The organism is Gracilimonas sp. BCB1, from assembly GCF_040117685.2.
Classification (GTDB): domain Bacteria; phylum Bacteroidota; class Rhodothermia; order Balneolales; family Balneolaceae; genus Gracilimonas.
Genome location: NZ_JBEDYP020000016.1, coordinates 16285 through 32316, shown reverse-complemented (window position 1 = coordinate 32316; position 16032 = coordinate 16285). Strand labels below are relative to the sequence as shown.

The 16032-nt window shown below is 43.7% G+C and carries 19 protein-coding genes; 11 read left to right on the top strand and 8 right to left on the bottom strand.

What is annotated here, in order from left to right; translation table 11 throughout:
* Nucleotides 1–2: 2 nt before the first annotated feature.
* Nucleotides 3–497: a hypothetical protein gene (locus ABFW99_RS13445; protein WP_349354444.1), complete on the bottom strand. Its 495-nt coding sequence runs from the start codon at nt 495–497 to the stop codon at nt 3–5.
* 32 nt (nt 498–529) lie between these two features.
* On the bottom strand, nt 530–1189 hold the full coding sequence (locus tag ABFW99_RS13440) for an O-methyltransferase (RefSeq protein ID WP_349354445.1): 660 nt from the start codon (nt 1187–1189) through the stop codon (nt 530–532).
* Nucleotides 1190–1238: 49 nt separating this feature from the next.
* On the opposite strand from ABFW99_RS13440, the gene ABFW99_RS13435 reads away from it, so the two are divergent.
* Entirely contained in the window at nt 1239–1904 is a 666-nt protein-coding gene (locus tag ABFW99_RS13435; RefSeq protein WP_349354446.1) for a lysophospholipid acyltransferase family protein, read from the top strand.
* Nucleotides 1905–1919: 15 nt separating this feature from the next.
* Here ABFW99_RS13435 and ABFW99_RS13430 read toward each other — a convergent pair whose 3' ends face one another.
* Nucleotides 1920–2987, bottom strand: a complete 1068-nt coding sequence (locus ABFW99_RS13430; protein WP_349354447.1) for a hypothetical protein — start codon at nt 2985–2987, stop codon at nt 1920–1922.
* Between the two features lie 59 nt (nt 2988–3046).
* On the opposite strand from ABFW99_RS13430, the gene ABFW99_RS13425 reads away from it, so the two are divergent.
* The 6 genes from ABFW99_RS13425 to ABFW99_RS13400 all read left to right on the top strand — a co-directional run bounded on the left by ABFW99_RS13425 (nt 3047) and on the right by ABFW99_RS13400 (nt 9105).
* A complete protein-coding gene (locus tag ABFW99_RS13425) occupies nt 3047–4198 on the top strand; it encodes a glycosyltransferase (RefSeq protein WP_349354448.1) in 1152 nt (383 codons plus the stop codon).
* Between the two features lie 66 nt (nt 4199–4264).
* Nucleotides 4265–5182, top strand: coding sequence for a tyrosine recombinase XerC (gene xerC, locus ABFW99_RS13420; RefSeq protein WP_349354449.1), 918 nt, complete (start codon nt 4265–4267; stop codon nt 5180–5182).
* A gap of 33 nt (nt 5183–5215) precedes the next feature.
* Complete coding sequence (gene hpf / locus ABFW99_RS13415; protein ID WP_255135417.1) at nt 5216–5515, top strand: ribosome hibernation-promoting factor, HPF/YfiA family; 300 nt, start codon at nt 5216–5218, stop codon at nt 5513–5515.
* A 19-nt stretch (nt 5516–5534) separates the two neighbouring features.
* Nucleotides 5535–6566 carry an HPr(Ser) kinase/phosphatase gene (hprK, locus tag ABFW99_RS13410; RefSeq protein ID WP_349354450.1) on the top strand — a complete coding sequence of 344 codons (1032 nt, stop codon included), beginning with the start codon at nt 5535–5537 and terminating at the stop codon, nt 6564–6566.
* An 84-nt stretch (nt 6567–6650) separates the two neighbouring features.
* The gene (locus tag ABFW99_RS13405) at nt 6651–7625 is read left to right on the top strand and encodes a M23 family metallopeptidase (RefSeq protein WP_349354451.1); all 975 of its coding nucleotides are present in this window, start codon (nt 6651–6653) and stop codon (nt 7623–7625) included.
* Between the two features lie 106 nt (nt 7626–7731).
* Nucleotides 7732–9105, top strand: coding sequence for a M28 family metallopeptidase (locus tag ABFW99_RS13400; protein ID WP_349354452.1), 1374 nt, complete (start codon nt 7732–7734; stop codon nt 9103–9105).
* A gap of 2 nt (nt 9106–9107) precedes the next feature.
* On the opposite strand, the gene ABFW99_RS13395 is transcribed toward ABFW99_RS13400, so the two are convergent.
* From ABFW99_RS13395 to ABFW99_RS13385, 3 genes are all read right to left on the bottom strand, one after another.
* Nucleotides 9108–9764, bottom strand: coding sequence for a TrmH family RNA methyltransferase (locus ABFW99_RS13395; RefSeq protein ID WP_349354453.1), 657 nt, complete (start codon nt 9762–9764; stop codon nt 9108–9110).
* A gap of 102 nt (nt 9765–9866) precedes the next feature.
* Complete coding sequence (locus ABFW99_RS13390) at nt 9867–10538, bottom strand: response regulator transcription factor (RefSeq protein ID WP_290962362.1); 672 nt, start codon at nt 10536–10538, stop codon at nt 9867–9869.
* A gap of 120 nt (nt 10539–10658) precedes the next feature.
* Nucleotides 10659–11360, bottom strand: coding sequence for an alpha/beta hydrolase (locus tag ABFW99_RS13385; RefSeq protein WP_349354454.1), 702 nt, complete (start codon nt 11358–11360; stop codon nt 10659–10661).
* Between the two features lie 164 nt (nt 11361–11524).
* Here ABFW99_RS13385 and ABFW99_RS13380 point away from each other — a divergent pair, with 164 nt between their 5' ends.
* On the top strand, nt 11525–12121 hold the full coding sequence (locus tag ABFW99_RS13380; protein ID WP_349354455.1) for a hypothetical protein: 597 nt from the start codon (nt 11525–11527) through the stop codon (nt 12119–12121).
* An 8-nt stretch (nt 12122–12129) separates the two neighbouring features.
* A complete protein-coding gene (locus ABFW99_RS13375) occupies nt 12130–12813 on the top strand; it encodes a DUF2490 domain-containing protein (RefSeq protein WP_349354456.1) in 684 nt (227 codons plus the stop codon).
* Between the two features lie 4 nt (nt 12814–12817).
* Here the strand turns inward: ABFW99_RS13375 and ABFW99_RS13370 are convergent, their stop codons facing one another.
* Nucleotides 12818–13180: a hypothetical protein gene (locus tag ABFW99_RS13370; RefSeq protein ID WP_349354457.1), complete on the bottom strand. Its 363-nt coding sequence runs from the start codon at nt 13178–13180 to the stop codon at nt 12818–12820.
* A complete protein-coding gene (locus ABFW99_RS13365) occupies nt 13164–13550 on the bottom strand; it encodes a VOC family protein (protein WP_255135406.1) in 387 nt (128 codons plus the stop codon). The genes ABFW99_RS13370 and ABFW99_RS13365 overlap by 17 nt, the downstream gene beginning before the upstream one ends.
* Before the next feature lie 248 nt (nt 13551–13798).
* Here ABFW99_RS13365 and rsmI point away from each other — a divergent pair, with 248 nt between their 5' ends.
* Complete coding sequence (rsmI, locus tag ABFW99_RS13360) at nt 13799–14482, top strand: 16S rRNA (cytidine(1402)-2'-O)-methyltransferase (protein ID WP_349354458.1); 684 nt, start codon at nt 13799–13801, stop codon at nt 14480–14482.
* Complete coding sequence (lnt, locus tag ABFW99_RS13355; RefSeq protein ID WP_349354459.1) at nt 14479–16032, top strand: apolipoprotein N-acyltransferase; 1554 nt, start codon at nt 14479–14481, stop codon at nt 16030–16032. The genes rsmI and lnt overlap by 4 nt, the downstream gene beginning before the upstream one ends.

The window sequence follows — 16032 nt, the reverse complement described above, 5'->3', positions numbered from 1 at the left end:
AATCAGTTTTTACAATCACGATAAACCGTTTCCATCTTGTTGAATCTCACGGGCCACCCCTTTTCTGAAATCGTAAATAAGTGAAATGGCTTTGTAAGTACCTCCGTAACACCACAATATTTTCCGGGATGTTCTTCCCTGTATCTGATTGAAATATAATCACTGCCTCTAACCGCTTCCAGGTCTGTAATTTCGTACCCTCCGCTGTATTTCAGATCAAGCATTATCATAATCAAAGTCTGCCTTTCAAAGTCAATTTGAGGCGGTTGCGGAAATGGTTGACGACTTTTAAAAATTCTACCCCATATCTCTTCATAGTCCCCCTGATTTTTAATCACCATCTCAATGGGGGCATCTGTATTGTAGCCGTTATACGCTTTTTCAATAGTTACAATCTCTAATTCAGGTAATGGTTCATCACCAAGCATCCCAATGCACCCTGATAGAAAAACCATTGCTAAAAGTAAACCGTAAAAACTGTTTCTTGAATTTACCATGTCATCTTATTGAAGAATGTCTTAATAATTCCCTATTTCTTCCTGATTATAGTCACCCCATCCCGTACAGGCAACAGTACTTGCTCGACCCGATTATCTTGTGAGACCATTTCGTTAAACTCATGCAACGCTTGCGCTTTTTCATCTTCCGGATCTAACACTGTTCCGTCCCAAAGCACATTATCCACTACCATCAGACCGCCTTGTTTTAACAGCGGCAGTGTTTGACTGAAGTATTCTTCATAGCTCAACTTATCCGCATCGATGAATATCAGATCAAAATCCCCACTCAGTTCCGCAACCAATTCCCGTGCATTACCTTCCAGCAGCTTTATCTTGTTCTGATGATCAAACTGCCGGAAGTGTTTTGAAGCCAATTTCTGATAGCGAAGGTTCATTTCTATAGTAATGATTTCCCCATCATCCGGAAGAGCCTCTGCCATCACGATAGCAGAATAACCCGTAAAGGTTCCGATTTCCAGAATCCGCTTTGCTCCGCTTACCTGTATCAGCATCCGCAACATCTGGCCCACCAAATTTCCACTCAGCATGTCGATGTATTCCAACTCCACATCAGAAGACTCTACCAGAGCTCTAACGCCTTCTGACTCCGGTGTGGTCATCTCACGGGCATATTCTTCTATCTTCGTGTCTGTAATTTGAACGATCGGTGTGCCTCTGTACTTCTTCATAATTGAAAGATAAGACACAACCCCCTATTATCACCAAAAAAAGAACGCATTGAATTTCATCCCCGCAGACGAATCCCGCTTTTTCATCTGGTTTTTTGACCAATACACCCGCTGGTCTCTTAAACGCAGGTTCAAACAACTCTGGATTAAGCAGAAATACCATCCTGAACCCAATTCCCGTACCGTTTATTTCTTAAATCATAATCTCTGGTGGGATGGACTAATCCCACTTTATCTAAACGAAAATATCTTTCATCAAAAAGCGCGGGCCCTGATGGAAGACAAGCAGATGCAGCAGTACACGTTTTTCAGCAAGATCGGAGCTTTCTCGATTAACCTGGAAAACCCGAAGGCTTCCATTCAATCGCTGCGTTATGCGGTTAAGTCTTTGGAACGGGAAAACTCCTGCCTGTTTATTTACCCGGAAGGAACCATTACTCCGGCTTCAGATTCAGCTCCTGATTTCAAAGATGGCCTGGCCTGGCTATATACTAAAACGGAGCATGTTGACTACGTTCCCATCCATATTCATGCTCACTTTCTCCGAAGCAGCAAACCGGAGCTATATTTATCAATAGGAGAATCAGTTGATCATGATAAGTATATGAGCAGAAATGAATTAACTTCTCTTTTTGAAGCAGATATTCAGCGTTTAAATGAGGAAACCAGGCATGTTGCCGGATTTTCAGATGAAGGCTTCAAACCGCAATTTTAGCCTAAATAATTTAGGTTACCACGTCCATGGATACATAAGACGGGATTTTTGCACCCAGTGTGGGTTCTGTTGATTATCATTCAGCCTCATTTTTACCAACGGCCAGAAGACTCTATTGTAGATGTTAGATGGATGTATGTATTCTGAAAAGCCATGTGCTGCATAAACTTGCCCCTTATAGTTTACAATTGATTCACCTCTAAATCTTTGATAGAAAGGGCCGTCATCAATTTTATTTCTACATTGAATATTTACAATGGTTTTGCCTGCTTTTAACTCAATTTTTCGGGCTGATTTCAATCCAAACCAATTTCGGGTAAAATAGCTCATTTCTGCATCGCTAAATTTCTCTAACACCTGCTGATTTTCCCGGTCGATTAGCCAGGCTTCAAACTGCTCGGTGTTCCTCTTTTGCATCAGGTAATAAATGAGGGTGAAATCCTTGAAGTGATACCTCCCCCAATACCAATCCCGGAAGCTCTCCTTCATCGGTTCTTGTCCTGTATTATGATCATGATATCCTGCTCCCGAAAAGTTCAACTCCTCTTCCCCATTCCTGCCAATCATGTTCAGCTTTGTCACAACTGATACCTGAGGGTATAACAAATTCCAACTGTGCCGGTCTTCGCTTGATGATTGTATCAGACTCTTATTCACTGGCTGTGCTTTTCCGGTAACCGTTCCTTCAACCTTATGCCCCGATGGCAACTGCTGATTTAAGGTGATTTTAAATCCGGCTTCCTTTTCGTCAAAGATGTAGCTAACAGAATCATTCTGAACCGAAAGCTTTTTCTTGTCTTCATCCCAGCTAAACTCATCCTTTTCGTACTCAAGGAAGCTGTAGTACACCGTCTTTCCACCCTTATACAGTGAAACACTAATGGCCGGATAGGAAGCCTCCTTTACCTTATCCCCTTCCAGATCTCGTATGTATTGGGTTGAAAATGGGTTTGTTTGATAGAAAATGATAACGAATCCCTGTTGACCATCTTCACTGAGCCCATCGAAATACCACCATTCGTATCCACCGAACGACTTATTGAAATCCGGAGTTATATGCCTGACATTTGTAGATATATTCATAGTCAAATAAAATAATCGTATTGGTGAACGGCAACGCTCTGTTTGCTAACTTTCGTTCAATGGACATACTTCTTTACATCGCAGCTACTTATATCGGTTTTACGGTTTTTGTTTTTGTACGAAACTGGTTTGAATTCCGCTCCCTCTCAAAACATTCTTCCTTAACATCTAAAGTCAGTGAAGCACCGTTAGTAAGCATTTGTATTCCCGCACGCAACGAGGAGGCGGTTATCGAACATTGTGTCACTTCGGCCTTAAAACAGGATTATCCGAACTTTGAAGTGCTCGTGCTTGACGACAACTCCACCGACCAAACCACGGCAATACTGGATAAGCTAAGCGGAATCATAAACAACCTGCACCACCTCAAAGGGGCGCGAAAACCGGATGACTGGCTGGGCAAACCCTGGGCTTGTCATCAGTTGAGCGAACACGCAAAGGGTTCCTATCTCGTCTTTATTGATGCTGATGTGTGGCTGGAAGAAGACGCGATCTCAAAAGCTGTTCAGGCGCTTCGAACATCTGATGTAATCACCGTCTGGCCGAAACAGCAGGTGGTTACCTTCTGGGAAAAGCTGATTATCCCTATGATATATTACGGGCTTTATACGCTGTTACCTGCAAAGTATGTAGAACAAAACCCCAAATGGCTTCCCCGGAATCTTCGGCAGAAAATGGCTCCTCAATTTGCAGCCGCCTGTGGACAATTTATTGCCTTCAACAAACAAGCCTATTCCAGGATTGGCGGACATTCATCCGTTAAACAAGAAATTGTGGAAGATGTGGAGCTGGCAAAAACCGTAAAGCGGTACGGGCTTACCATCACAATGTTTGATGGGGTTGGGACTGTGAATTGCCGGATGTATCGCTCTCATAAAGAATTATTTGAAGGGCTCCGTAAGAATTTCTTTGTGGGCTTTGGCAGAAACGTCTCCCTCTTCCTTTTTATGGCCACCATGCAATTCATCGTATTTGTAGTACCATTCCTGGCATTGCTGTTTGGGGAATCTGACACCCGGACGTTTGCCGGTATACTAATTGCTATTTTCCTGATTCAACGCTGGCTACTGGATTTCCGGTTTGGGTGGAATCCATTCATAAGCCTTTTGCAGCCTGTAACCATACTTTGGTATGAAGTGCTTGGGATTCGGTGCTTATGGGATTACTTCACCGGGAAAAGAGCCCGCTGGAAAGGTCGCGAAGTCGGTTAAAAATTTATCTGTTCTTCACTAATAAGTGTTTTCTTTTTTGCAGATACATAGACATATTTAGGATGTATGAAAGCATTGATCGAGAAATATCTGAAATACCTGAGTGTAGAACGAAATGCTTCGGAACATACTATTACCTCTTATCAAAATGACCTGACCTCTTTTCTCGAATTCACAGCTGGCGTAAATGAACAGACGGAGGACCAAGTTGATATTTCTTCGATCACCCGTTTAAACATCCGGTTATGGCTGGGAGATCTTTCAGAAAAGGGATTGGCAAAAACATCCATTGCACGTAAGGTGGCCGCACTCCGGTCTTTTTTCAAATACTGCTTTAAGCGGGGATACATTGACAAAAACCCAGCCCATCTGCTGGTTGTTCCCAAGAAAGAACAGACTCTACCCAAGACAGCTACCGTGCAAGACATCTCCCGCATGATGGATAGCGTGGATACCGACACCACAAGCGGACTTCAGGACAGGGCGATCCTCGAGCTATTTTATGGAACCGGAATGCGGCTAAGTGAGTTGACCGGACTGAATGTTACAGACATCGACTTAAAGCAACGGCAAGTTACTGTTCAGGGTAAGGGCAATAAACAACGGATTATTCCATTGGGTAATACCGTGGCTTCCATCTTAAAAAAATTCATTGAAAGAAGACCGGAATTATATGGAGAACGTACCGATACCGATGCAAAAAAAGCACTGTTCATTGCTGCAAGCGGTCAGCGTATGTATGATCGGTCTGTACAAACGATGGTAGAAAATTATTTAAAACAGACCAGTGAAGTCACCCAGAAAAGTCCACACGTTTTAAGGCACAGTTTTGCAACCCATATGTTAGACAACGGAGCGGATATAAGAATCATCAAAGAGTTTTTAGGGCATGCCAACTTAGCGGCAACGCAGGTTTACACCCACACAAGCATGGAAAGGCTTAAAAATGTGTATGAGCAAGCCCACCCAAGAGCAAAAACGTAATAATTACATAACTATTAACTTAGGAGTAGAAGTATGAAAACTACATTCACAGCACGCCATTTTGAAGCCAGCGCCGATCTTCAACAATATTGCAGAGACAGCGTAGAGAAACTGGAACAGTTTTATGACCGGATTGTAATGTGCGATATTATTTTGCAACCTACTCCCTCCGATGAAAATCCGCAGCAGGCTGAAATTATTGTAAAAGTGCCCCGAAAAGTTTTAACGGCGAAAGAATCGGCCGGGTCCTACGAACAGGCTGTGCATAATGCGGTAGAAACCGTGAGCCGACAGCTCAAGAAGTACAAAGAAAAAATGCACGCTGTCAACTAAACTTATAATTTAAAAATCTATGCCATTTTCGCCCCAAGCCCCAATTCCGCGCAAGGATAAGATTAGCGTGGCTTATCTTGTTAAAAAGCTGCGCGAGCGCGTTAATATCAATTTAGAAGCGTGCGTTTCTGAAAATTGTGCTGAAGACCATTACGTGGTGGAAGCCGATTTACACCGACCGGGATTGGCGCTTGCCGGGTATAAAAAGTTATTTACCTACCAACGCATTCAGATTATCGGGAATACAGAAACCCAGTTTCTGGAGCACATGGGTAAAGACAAACAGGAAGAGTCGTTCCGGAATATCACTCAATTCGATATCCCGGTAATCTTTCTCACCGATAGCAATAAGCTGCCGGATAATTTATTCCAGATTGCAAAGGAAGCAAACATTCCCATCTTCTCCACCCCCCTTGAAACCACCCGGTTTATGTACATTTTGCGGGATTTCCTGGAAGATCAGTTCGCTATTCAAACTATGGTTCACGGCTCCATGATGGATGTATATGGAATCGGGATTTTGGTAGCGGGAAAATCCGGAATTGGTAAAAGTGAGGTTGCCCTCGACCTGGTTGAACGCGGACATCGCCTGGTAGCCGATGACGTAGTGATGCTCACCAAAAAGAACAACGTGCTGATGTCATCAGCCACAGAAATGAGTAAGCATTTCATGGAGATCAGAGGGCTCGGTATTGTGGATGTGATGTCGATGTTTGGGATTCGCGCTATCCGATACCAAAAACGATTAGAGGTAGTTTTAGAATTGACCCTGTGGGATGAAACCCGCGAGGTAGAACGAACCGGTTTAAATCATGACTCAGTAAATGTATTGGGACTGGAAATTCCCCTTATCCACCTCCCCATCACCCCGGGTAAAAACATTACGGTGATTGCCGAGGTAATTGCCATGAATTATTTATTGAAACATTATGGGTACGATCCCGCAAAAGCATTCCAGGAAAGGATTAAATCGAGCATCGGCGAAAAGACAAAAGGACGGGACATGACTCCTAAAAGAGCCATCGAATACTTTGAAGGCGATATTGAATAACTGTAACATTAGAGTTCCGGCTTACTCTTTGAATGTGATACGAAGGTTACTATCTTAGGCAAGTTTTTGGAACAAGGTTAGTATATGTCAATAAAAAATCACTATTACTACGACGAAACGAATTGCGAATTTGTACCTATTGAGTACAATCGCCTTGAACAGGTTGTTTATAATCTTTCTATTTGGATCTTGTCCGGTGTGGTTTTAACCGGCATCGGTATTATTCTCCTCTCTACTTATATAGGAACCCCGGCTGAACTCGCCCTTAAAGCCGAAAACGAAGCCCTCTACGAACAGCTGGAAAGTACTAAAGATGCCCTTGTTGATTTGGATGAACAAATCACAGCCATTGCTGAGAAAGACAACGAAATGTATCGTTCGGTTTTGGGGATGGATCAAATTTCCTACGAAGAACGACAGGCCGGTGTAGGTGGTTCGGATCCTTATGATGAATTTGACGTGTACAACGAGTCCACCTCTGAATTGTTAAAATGGACAGCTTCCAAAGTTGATAACCTCGAGCGGCGTATTGGTATTCAGAAATTGAGCTTCGAAGAAATTAAAAGCCAATACAATGTAAATAAAGAGAAGATGAGCCATATACCGGCCATCAAACCGACCTCAGGTATTTTACTTAGCGGTTATGGCGTTCGCTACCACCCAATTCTGAAATATAACCGTCGTCATAACGGGTTAGATTTCCGCGCTGATATCGGAGACCCTGTTTTCACAACCGGAAACGGTAAAATCCGATTTGCCGGTCGTAAAGGAACCCTCGGTCTTGTGGTAATTGTAGATCATGGCTTTGGCTTCGAAACCTTGTATGCTCACCTCTCTGGTTTGGGCAAAGGAATTAAAAACGGATCTAAAGTAGAGCGTGGTCAACAAATTGGTATGGCGGGCGATTCAGGGCTTTCTGAAGGGCCACACCTCCACTACGAAGTTCACTTCAAAGGTGAACCGGTAGATCCAATCTACTATCTCTTCGCAGATACTTCCCCGGAAGAGTATGCCATGTTCAAAGAAATTTCCGAGACTAATAAAAACTCGCTCGACTAACCAATGTATCAGCCCCGCATATAATTCATATTCGGGTTTTTTTGTGGCATTGAACATCCCTTTTCCCTTTCTTTGATTCGTCCACCAAAATGAATCAATCGATCCCATGAAATACATCTTACCCATTCTACTCTCTGCACTCCTTCTGTCTCCAAACTTTATGAAGGCACAATCGGTGCTCAACAATCAGCACAAAGAGCATGCTCAACAACTTATTCAAAAAGCCATGGGAAGTGATGTAGCCTGGGAACGCCTGACCTACATGGCTGATACATTTGGGCCACGATTTAGCGGCTCTGAGAATCTTGAAAACTCTATCGACTGGATTGTGGAAACCATGCAGGAAGACGGCTTTGATAAAGTGTGGACCCAGCCGGTGATGGTTCCGCATTGGGTACGCGGCGAGGAGTCGGCCACCTTACTTTCACCACGAAAGAAAGATCTGCCCATGCTGAGTCTTGGAGGCAGCGTGGCCACTCCCGAAGGTGGATTATCAGCTGAAGTTATTGTGGTTAAAAGTTTTGACGAACTGGAGAAGGTTAAAGATCAGGTAGAGGGAAAGATTGTTCTTTATAACGCTGAATTTACGTCCTACGGCCGTACCGTCCAGTATAGGGTGAATGGAGCCATTGAAGCAGCTAAACACGGTGCAGTGGCAAGTGTCATTCGCTCGGTTGGTCCTTATTCTATGCAAACTCCCCATACCGGCACTATGTACTATGATGAGGAAGTGAAGAAGATCCCCCATGCAGCCATCACCATTGAAGACGCCATGCTTATACAGCGTTTATATGACCGGGGTGAAAAGATTGAGATCAATCTGAATATTCAGGCCGAAACCTTCCCTGATACTGAATCCCGAAATGTAATCGCCGAGGTTAAAGGAACAGAATTTCCTGACGAAATTATTGTAATGGGGGGCCATATCGACTCTTGGGATGTTGGTCAGGGTGTGATGGACGATGGTGGAGGCTGTATCGCTGCATGGGAAGCGGTTCGGTTAATGAATGAATTGGGAATCAAGCCAAAGCGAACCATTCGGGTTGTGCTATGGACCAATGAGGAGAACGGGCTGCGAGGTGCCGAAGAATATCACCGATGGGTAAAGGAAGATGAAAAATCTCTGGAGAATCATGTCCTGGCAATCGAATCGGACGCCGGCGTTTTTGACCCAATCGGTTTTGGATTTACCGGCAGCGAACGGGCCTACGAAATACTCTCTGAAATAGGAACTACCTTAGATCCCATAGAATCAGGGAAGGTTAACAAAGGCGGAGGCGGAGCTGATATTGGTCCTCTGATGCGGGATGGCGTTCCGGGAATGGGCCTGGTGGTCGACGGCTCCCGCTATTTCTGGTATCATCACACAGCCGCCGATACCATGGATAAACTGGATAAGGAAGATTTTAACGAATGCGCAGCCACCATGGCCGTGTTTGCCTATGCCGTAGCCGACATTGAAGAAAAGCTGCCGTGGTAACTTTAGAGAGAAATCCCTCTTTCCTGAAGATAGGCCTTCTCGATTTGTTCGCCGGCTTTAATTGATTTTTTTAACCACAGATATTTTAACTCTTCCAGTTCTTCCTCAGAGAGCTTCCAGTTTATATCGGAGGCTCTTAGCCGGCGGGTTACGTTATACAGGCACACCGCAGCACTCACCGAAATATTAAAGCTCTCACTGAAGCCGGCCATGGGGATTTTAACGAAACCATCCGCCATTTCTTTCGCCCGCTCACTGATACCATCCAATTCGGTTCCAAATACGAGCGCCGTTTTCTGATCAAGGGGTAAGTCGTTCAGGTTGGTGTCATTTTCGTGCGGAGAGGTAGCAATCACTCTAAAGCCCTTCTCCTTTAAGCTATTCAAGCAAAGCTTGGTATTATCTTTCCGCTTTTCTCTGTACCTATGCAAAGTCAGCCACTGGTCGGCCCCGATTGTAACCTGTGTGGACGCATCAAAGGTGTTGGAGTTTTCTATAATGTGTACATCCTGAATACCAAACCCATCGCAACTCCGCAACACCGCGCTGGCATTATGAGGTTGATAAATATCCTCGACGACTACGGTAATGTGCCGTGTTCGTTGCTGAACAACCTCCTCGATCTTTTCCCATCGTGCCACTGTGGCAAAATCTTTCAAGTGTTCCGTTATCGCCCGTCTTGTAGATGCATCCATAAGCTAAAAATAAAAAAGCCTCGTACACGGCTATAGCATACGAGGCTGATAAATTCATTTAAATAATTATTCGCAACGGAATACAAATCCTTTCTTGCGAATGGTTTCAATGTAGTCTACCTCAGAATGTTCGCGGATTTTCTTTCTCAGATAACTGATGTACACATTGATATAGTTGGTCTGGGTATCAAAATGAATATCCCATACTTTTTCCGCCAGTTCTTCTTGTGTAATTACCCGGTTTCGGTTTTTGAGGAAGTAAACCAACAGATTAAATTCATTATTGGTGAGCTGAACTTTTTCACTTTTAATGGAGAACTCCCGCTTAAGTAAATCTACCTTAAGCTCGCCACAGGTAAGCTGCTGCTCACCTCCCGATTCTGTACGCCGTTTAATGGCATCCATTCGGGCTATCAACTCTTCGGTGTTAAAGGGTTTGGTCAGGTAGTCATCTGCCCCCACCTTTAAACATTTCACCTTTACATCTGTTTCCTGCTCGCCGGAGAGAATCAGAACCGGTGTTGTGACATTCTTGTCACGGATGTTTTTACACACCTCGTAGCCATCCCCATCCGGCAAACCCAAATCGAGTATGATCATATCAAAATCATTCCCTACAGCATTGGCTTCACCATCGGTCGCGTTATCAGCGGTGGATACTGAGTTTCCGTTGTGCTCCAGTACAGCTTTTACAAGCGTACGGACAGATGGATCATCTTCGATTACTAGTATATTCATGTAACTTCGCAGGGTTTTTTTGTAGCGGTTTTCAGGGGTATCGTAATGATTTATGAACTGCTTTGCAATAGCTTAATTAAAATAACTTAACAAACATTAGAGACTAAAGTATAACAAAATTCAACTTGATTCAACGTAACCTGATTCCTTCAACCAGTCTTTTGATTTTTCTATAAAAATTGGCTCAAGTTTATGTCCAGCTTCAACTAATTTAAACTCAGCATTAAATCCTTCCTGCTTTAAAAGTTCTATGCATTTCTTCTGCGGATCCGGGTAAACACTGTCATCATCTTCTCCATGAAGGGCCAAAATATGTATGTGTTTGGCTTGTTCTCTTTGTCCTTCGAATGCTTCTGTTTTTATGCGTCCACCAATTACAATCAAATCGTTTACGTGCTTAAAGCGCGACAAGGCAAAGTATCCCCCAAGGTACCCACCCATCGAATAACCGAACACACCTAAACGGTTTACTTCACACTCTTCTTTAACATCTTCAATAATATCCTGAATTAACACAGAAGCTTTTTCCATAGACTTTATAAACTGTTCCTGGCTGCCATCGTACAGATACCAGGCTCTCCCCCACTTTTCTACTTTGCGATTTCGGGATTTGTCATAAATGGGATACGGAGCCTGAATGAATAAATGATACGCCCTCAGAGTTAACATAGGTTCCGCCTTCTTCTCAAAATATTCTATGTTTTGGTTGTAACCATGTAAATAAACTATGAGGGGTTTCTTTCCTTTATCTCCCGTTTCAATCAGCTTGTAGGGAACGTCGAGATTAAATGAGGCTTTTTCGGAAATACTAACATTGCGCATAGAATAGGTTCATTTTTTGATGAGATATCGGCTTAATTTAACCCATCTGTTTTGAGGATGCATTTTTTTTAAAAACTTTTGTGATCTGCCTTAGCATACCCACCCTTTATCCACGCTTAACCCTGTATTAAAGATTTGGTAATATCTGTTTTCCATATTCCCGTATGAAAACGTATTACCGAATACTATTACTTCTGCCGATTCTGCTGATCTTCTCTACCCGCTTTGGTGCCGCTCAGCACACGAAAAGTGAGGTTGAAAAATCCATCGATCGTGATGCCTTGCCCGCCAGAGCTTTATCATTGATAAATCAATTTTGGAAAGAGCAAAAAAAAGCAGATTTTTACCGCCAATCAGACGGTGAAATGATCAGCTATGAAGTAAAGCTGAATTGGGAAGGTCACTTGTATAGTATCGAATTTGATGCTACGGGTTCGCTCATTGACATTGAGCAGCTTATCGAGTTCGAAGAACTTCCCCTTGCTTTACGGAACACCATCACAGAAGAAATAAATAATCAGTACACGACATTCAGATTTACCAGAGTTCAGCGTCAGTTCTCAGCTTTCGAAAACAATGATGAACAGATGTTAGTAGAAATTCTCGAAAAAGATTTCGAAGACCTGTTGATTCGCTACGAAATTGAAATTGACGGACAAAACAAAACAGAACTCGGTTCATTTGAAATGCTGTTTGATGTAAACGGTAATTTCATTCAGAAACGTAGAATTGTGAGACGTTCGCTGGATAATATTTGGTAATACAATACATGAACTTTTTAAAATTCAAGGTACTCCTGGCAGCAGCCATTCTGCTCCCGGTTTGTGCCTTTTCGCAGCAAGCGGATCTTATCTGGAATCCGGAACTATCGTATTCCTGGAAATCCTCTGACCGGCTGGGCTTCAACACCAAGCTTTCGGTCTTCAACTCTATCAGGGATTTTGACAACGAAGGCGCCATCCGGTATATCGAACCTCAGTTTACATTTTCCTACGGACTTTCAGCCGGAACTAAAATCGGCGGCGGTTATTATTACCGGCTCTCCACTCCAATGGTTGATGGCTATCAATACGAACACCGGTTTCTGCAACAGGTAGGATTTGTTTCTTATTTGGGCGATCGGCGACTTGCTCACCGATTGCGGCTTGAACAACGCGTTCGGTCAAGTTCCTACCAAAACCGTTTACGCTATCGGTTAAGCTATGACTTCCCCCTGGAAGGTGAAAAGCTGGATCCCGGTGAGAAGTACCTGATTCTAAAAGACGAAATGATGACCGCTTTTAATAATGATGAAGCGGATGCCGAAAACCGTGCTTCCGTTGGTTTGGGCTGGTACTTCAATTCAAAGCAAAAATTTGAATTGGGTCTTCAGTATCGCACACAAGATATATTCAGCGATGGTGGAATCAGCCATCTTTTCCTTGTAAGAACATCCTATTATCTGAATCGGTAGAGTTTTAGCCGTACCAGCCATTGGGCGTTAACTTCAGGATGTAGATGATCGGTGATTTCCAGGTAAAGGCCGAGCTGATGGCCATAATCAGGAAGGCGACATGCATAAAAGGTGTCATGGTCTCAAAGAATGCTCCCAGTATGCCTAATGTAATGGGAACTAAAATAGCTGACAGCAGCCACCATAGGACTTCGAAAAATACCAAAGTTGAAGTAAAGTAAAGAAGACTCACCACGTACTTATTGGCATCCTCTCGCAGCTTTTCTTCAATATTCAGCTTACGATATTGCTGGGCTAAATCTTTCCCGATATCATTTTCGAACTCTTTCTGGTCCAGCTCCTGCTCTATCTCATTCTTTTTCTTCATAAAAGTATTCAATCATATTCCCATCGGGATCAGCCACAAATAAAAACCGGCCTTTCTTTCGGTTTGCAGGCCCGCTCATGATCGTCACTTCTTGTTCGCGGAAGTATTTGGCCAGTTCATCCACCTGCTCAGGTTCATCCACATAAAAACCAAAATGATCTACCCGAAAATCCCGTGAAGTCGGATCATAACTTGTTTCAGCTTCCACTATAACCAGGGTGTCTTCTTTCCCGATGCGGTACACAGCCATGCTTTGACCCATAGTCTTTACGAGCTCAAGGCCAAGAATATCACCATAAAATTCTTTGGAAGCATCGATGCGGTTTACTCTTATGGTGATGTGATTTAATCCGGATGGTTGAAAATTCATATTCGTATTTATGATAAGTGTTTACATTCAATTATAACGCCACAAACATACAACCCTCTTTTTAAATTCCAAAGCGGACCGTGATGGGTGTGATGTTTTTGATTTTGATGTGATAGGATTCTTTTATTCGCTCTTTCGTTTCCATGAAAACTAAACCATCACAGTTCATCCCATTAATCACCCTCATCACAGTTGTTTTTGGAGTGAGGTAGTTTGATATTTGTGCACTTTAATCAATGAGGTAAACCGTGTCCACACTCTACATCGTAGCTACACCAATTGGAAACTTGCAGGATTTTTCACCGCGGGCCGTTGAGGTGCTGCAGTCGGTTGATTACATCGCTTGTGAAGACACCCGAACTTCCGGTCATCTTTTACAGCGGTTCCAGATTGACAAGCCTACCTTTTCTTTCCACCAGCACAACGAGCACCACAAAGTCGGTCATTTGATGAATATTCTGGATGCGCAACAAGACGTGGCTTTAATCAGCGATGCCGGTATGCCGGGTATTTCGGATCCCGGTTTTTTGGCAGTGAGAGCCGCGCTGAATGGCAATCATACCGTAAGTGTAATCCCCGGTCCTGATGCAGCAACCACAGCGGTTGTAGCCAGTGGTTTGCCCTGCGACCGGTATATCTTCGAGGGGTTTCTCCCCCACAAGAAAGGACGTCAGAAACGATTAGGTCAGCTGGCTGAAGAAGAACTCACCATCATTATTTATGAAAGCCCGAACCGCCTGCTTAAACTTTTGGGTGAACTGGAAGAACACTTTGAACCCGAGCGACTGGCAGCGGTAGCACGGGAACTCACTAAAAAATTTGAAGAAGTAATCCGGGGCACAATAAGTGAGCTCAAAACAGAGTTTGAAAGTCGTGATTCCATCAAAGGTGAAATCGTGGTAATTGTATCAGGTAAAGGATATTCAGAATGATTTTGAAAAGGTGGTCGGAAAATAAGTGGGTGCTTTCGGTTTTAGCAGGAATTTTGTTGGGCCTCAGCTTCCCTCCCCTCAATCTCTCCTTTTTAAATTTTCCCGCATTTATTCTGTTGTTTTATTTAGCGGATAAATGTGATTCCTATAAGCAGCTGGCATATTATAGCTACGCCGGCTTTGTGGTCTGGAACCTGATTGGCACTTACTGGCTGATGATGGCCAGCCTGGGCGCCGGTATTGCCGCCATACTGGCCAACAGCGTGCTTATGACCATTCCCCTTTGCCTTGCAAAATTCTTTGCTAATAAAACGAAATCCCCCATTCTGATTGCATTTCTTCAGGCAGCGGCTTGGGTTAGTTATGAGTTTTTACATCACCAATGGGATTTATCCTGGACCTGGCTTTCAATCGGAAATGCATGGTCTAATTTTATAGGGGTGATTCAGTACATATCTTTTACCGGACATCTCGGCATTACCTTTTGGGTGGTTTTGAGTTCAGCACTGGCCTATCAGGTATTTAAGACCAGACAGAAAGAATTAGCCTATGTTGCAATTGGTGTGTTCCTGATTTTCCCTGCTTGGTCGTTTGTTTTGTACGAAAGCGAAACCAAAAAAGGAGATTCTGATCTAACTCATGTGGCTATCATCCAGCCCAATCATGATTCTTATCAAAATTACGGAGGAATGAGTGGATTAACAGAGGTCGTGGACAGTTTATTTGCCCTCACCGAGCGGACGATCACCCCCGAAACAGAGTTAATTATCTGGCCAGAGAATGCCATTGACGGGTTTATTTTCGCTGATTCCCGTACAGCTCTGCGTATCGCCGACTCAGCCAGAGTCTGGAACAAAAATTTTATTGTCGGTACCGGATTGTATAAAACCTACCAGGAAGACACAGAGGTACTTTACCGGGGAACACTGCGAACCGGAGAGCCCTACAATGTTTTCAATGCCGCTCTTTTTGTAGATGACCAGGGTACTATCTCTGATTATGAGAAGGGTAACCTGGTGCCCATTGTAGAGCGTATTCCTTTTGTTGAAACCCTGGCTGCACTGGATGTTTTCGGCTGGGTTAACTGGGGAGAAATAGCCGGCTTCGGTAAAGGCACCCGGCCAGATATGATTGAAACCAAAAGCTTCAGCTCACCCGGTTTGGTATGCTATGATTCGGTGTATCCATCCTGGATTCGGCTTTTTGTTCAACAAAACGCCTCTTTTCTAACCATCATTACCAACGATGGCTGGTGGGGTGATACCAGCGGACACCATCAACATTTTGCCTATGCACGGCTTAGGGCCATTGAATTTGACCGCTGGATTGCCCGAAGCGCCAATAACGGGATCTCGGGAATCATTGCTCCCAATGGAGCTATTATCCAAAAAACAGGTTATTGGGTGCGTACCGGCTTCACGGGAACCGTTGAAAATTCAACTACCCAAACCTTCTTCACCCGATTTGGAAACTGGCTTTCTCTCTTATGCCTGATGGCTACTTTTTTCGGTTGGGGGTACTTCACATTCACTTCCCGGAAAAAAGAATAG

Bases quoted from the DNA above. Each gene is read 5' to 3' on its own strand.
- ABFW99_RS13445 (WP_349354444.1), bottom strand. From the start codon at position 497: ATGGTAAATTCAAGAAACAGTTTTTACGGTTTACTTTTAGCAATGGTT.
- ABFW99_RS13440 (WP_349354445.1), bottom strand. From the start codon at position 1,189: ATGAAGAAGTACAGAGGCACACCGATCGTTCAAATTACAGACACGAAG.
- ABFW99_RS13430 (WP_349354447.1), bottom strand. From the start codon at position 2,987: ATGAATATATCTACAAATGTCAGGCATATAACTCCGGATTTCAATAAG.
- ABFW99_RS13425 (WP_349354448.1), top strand. From the start codon at position 3,047: ATGGACATACTTCTTTACATCGCAGCTACTTATATCGGTTTTACGGTT.
- xerC (WP_349354449.1), top strand. From the start codon at position 4,265: ATGAAAGCATTGATCGAGAAATATCTGAAATACCTGAGTGTAGAACGA.
- hpf (WP_255135417.1), top strand. From the start codon at position 5,216: ATGAAAACTACATTCACAGCACGCCATTTTGAAGCCAGCGCCGATCTT.
- hprK (WP_349354450.1), top strand. From the start codon at position 5,535: ATGCCATTTTCGCCCCAAGCCCCAATTCCGCGCAAGGATAAGATTAGC.
- ABFW99_RS13405 (WP_349354451.1), top strand. From the start codon at position 6,651: ATGTCAATAAAAAATCACTATTACTACGACGAAACGAATTGCGAATTT.
- ABFW99_RS13400 (WP_349354452.1), top strand. From the start codon at position 7,732: ATGAAATACATCTTACCCATTCTACTCTCTGCACTCCTTCTGTCTCCA.
- ABFW99_RS13390 (WP_290962362.1), bottom strand. From the start codon at position 10,538: ATGAATATACTAGTAATCGAAGATGATCCATCTGTCCGTACGCTTGTA.
- ABFW99_RS13385 (WP_349354454.1), bottom strand. From the start codon at position 11,360: ATGCGCAATGTTAGTATTTCCGAAAAAGCCTCATTTAATCTCGACGTT.
- ABFW99_RS13380 (WP_349354455.1), top strand. From the start codon at position 11,525: ATGAAAACGTATTACCGAATACTATTACTTCTGCCGATTCTGCTGATC.
- ABFW99_RS13375 (WP_349354456.1), top strand. From the start codon at position 12,130: ATGAACTTTTTAAAATTCAAGGTACTCCTGGCAGCAGCCATTCTGCTC.
- ABFW99_RS13370 (WP_349354457.1), bottom strand. From the start codon at position 13,180: ATGAAGAAAAAGAATGAGATAGAGCAGGAGCTGGACCAGAAAGAGTTC.
- ABFW99_RS13365 (WP_255135406.1), bottom strand. From the start codon at position 13,550: ATGAATTTTCAACCATCCGGATTAAATCACATCACCATAAGAGTAAAC.
- lnt (WP_349354459.1), top strand. From the start codon at position 14,479: ATGATTTTGAAAAGGTGGTCGGAAAATAAGTGGGTGCTTTCGGTTTTA.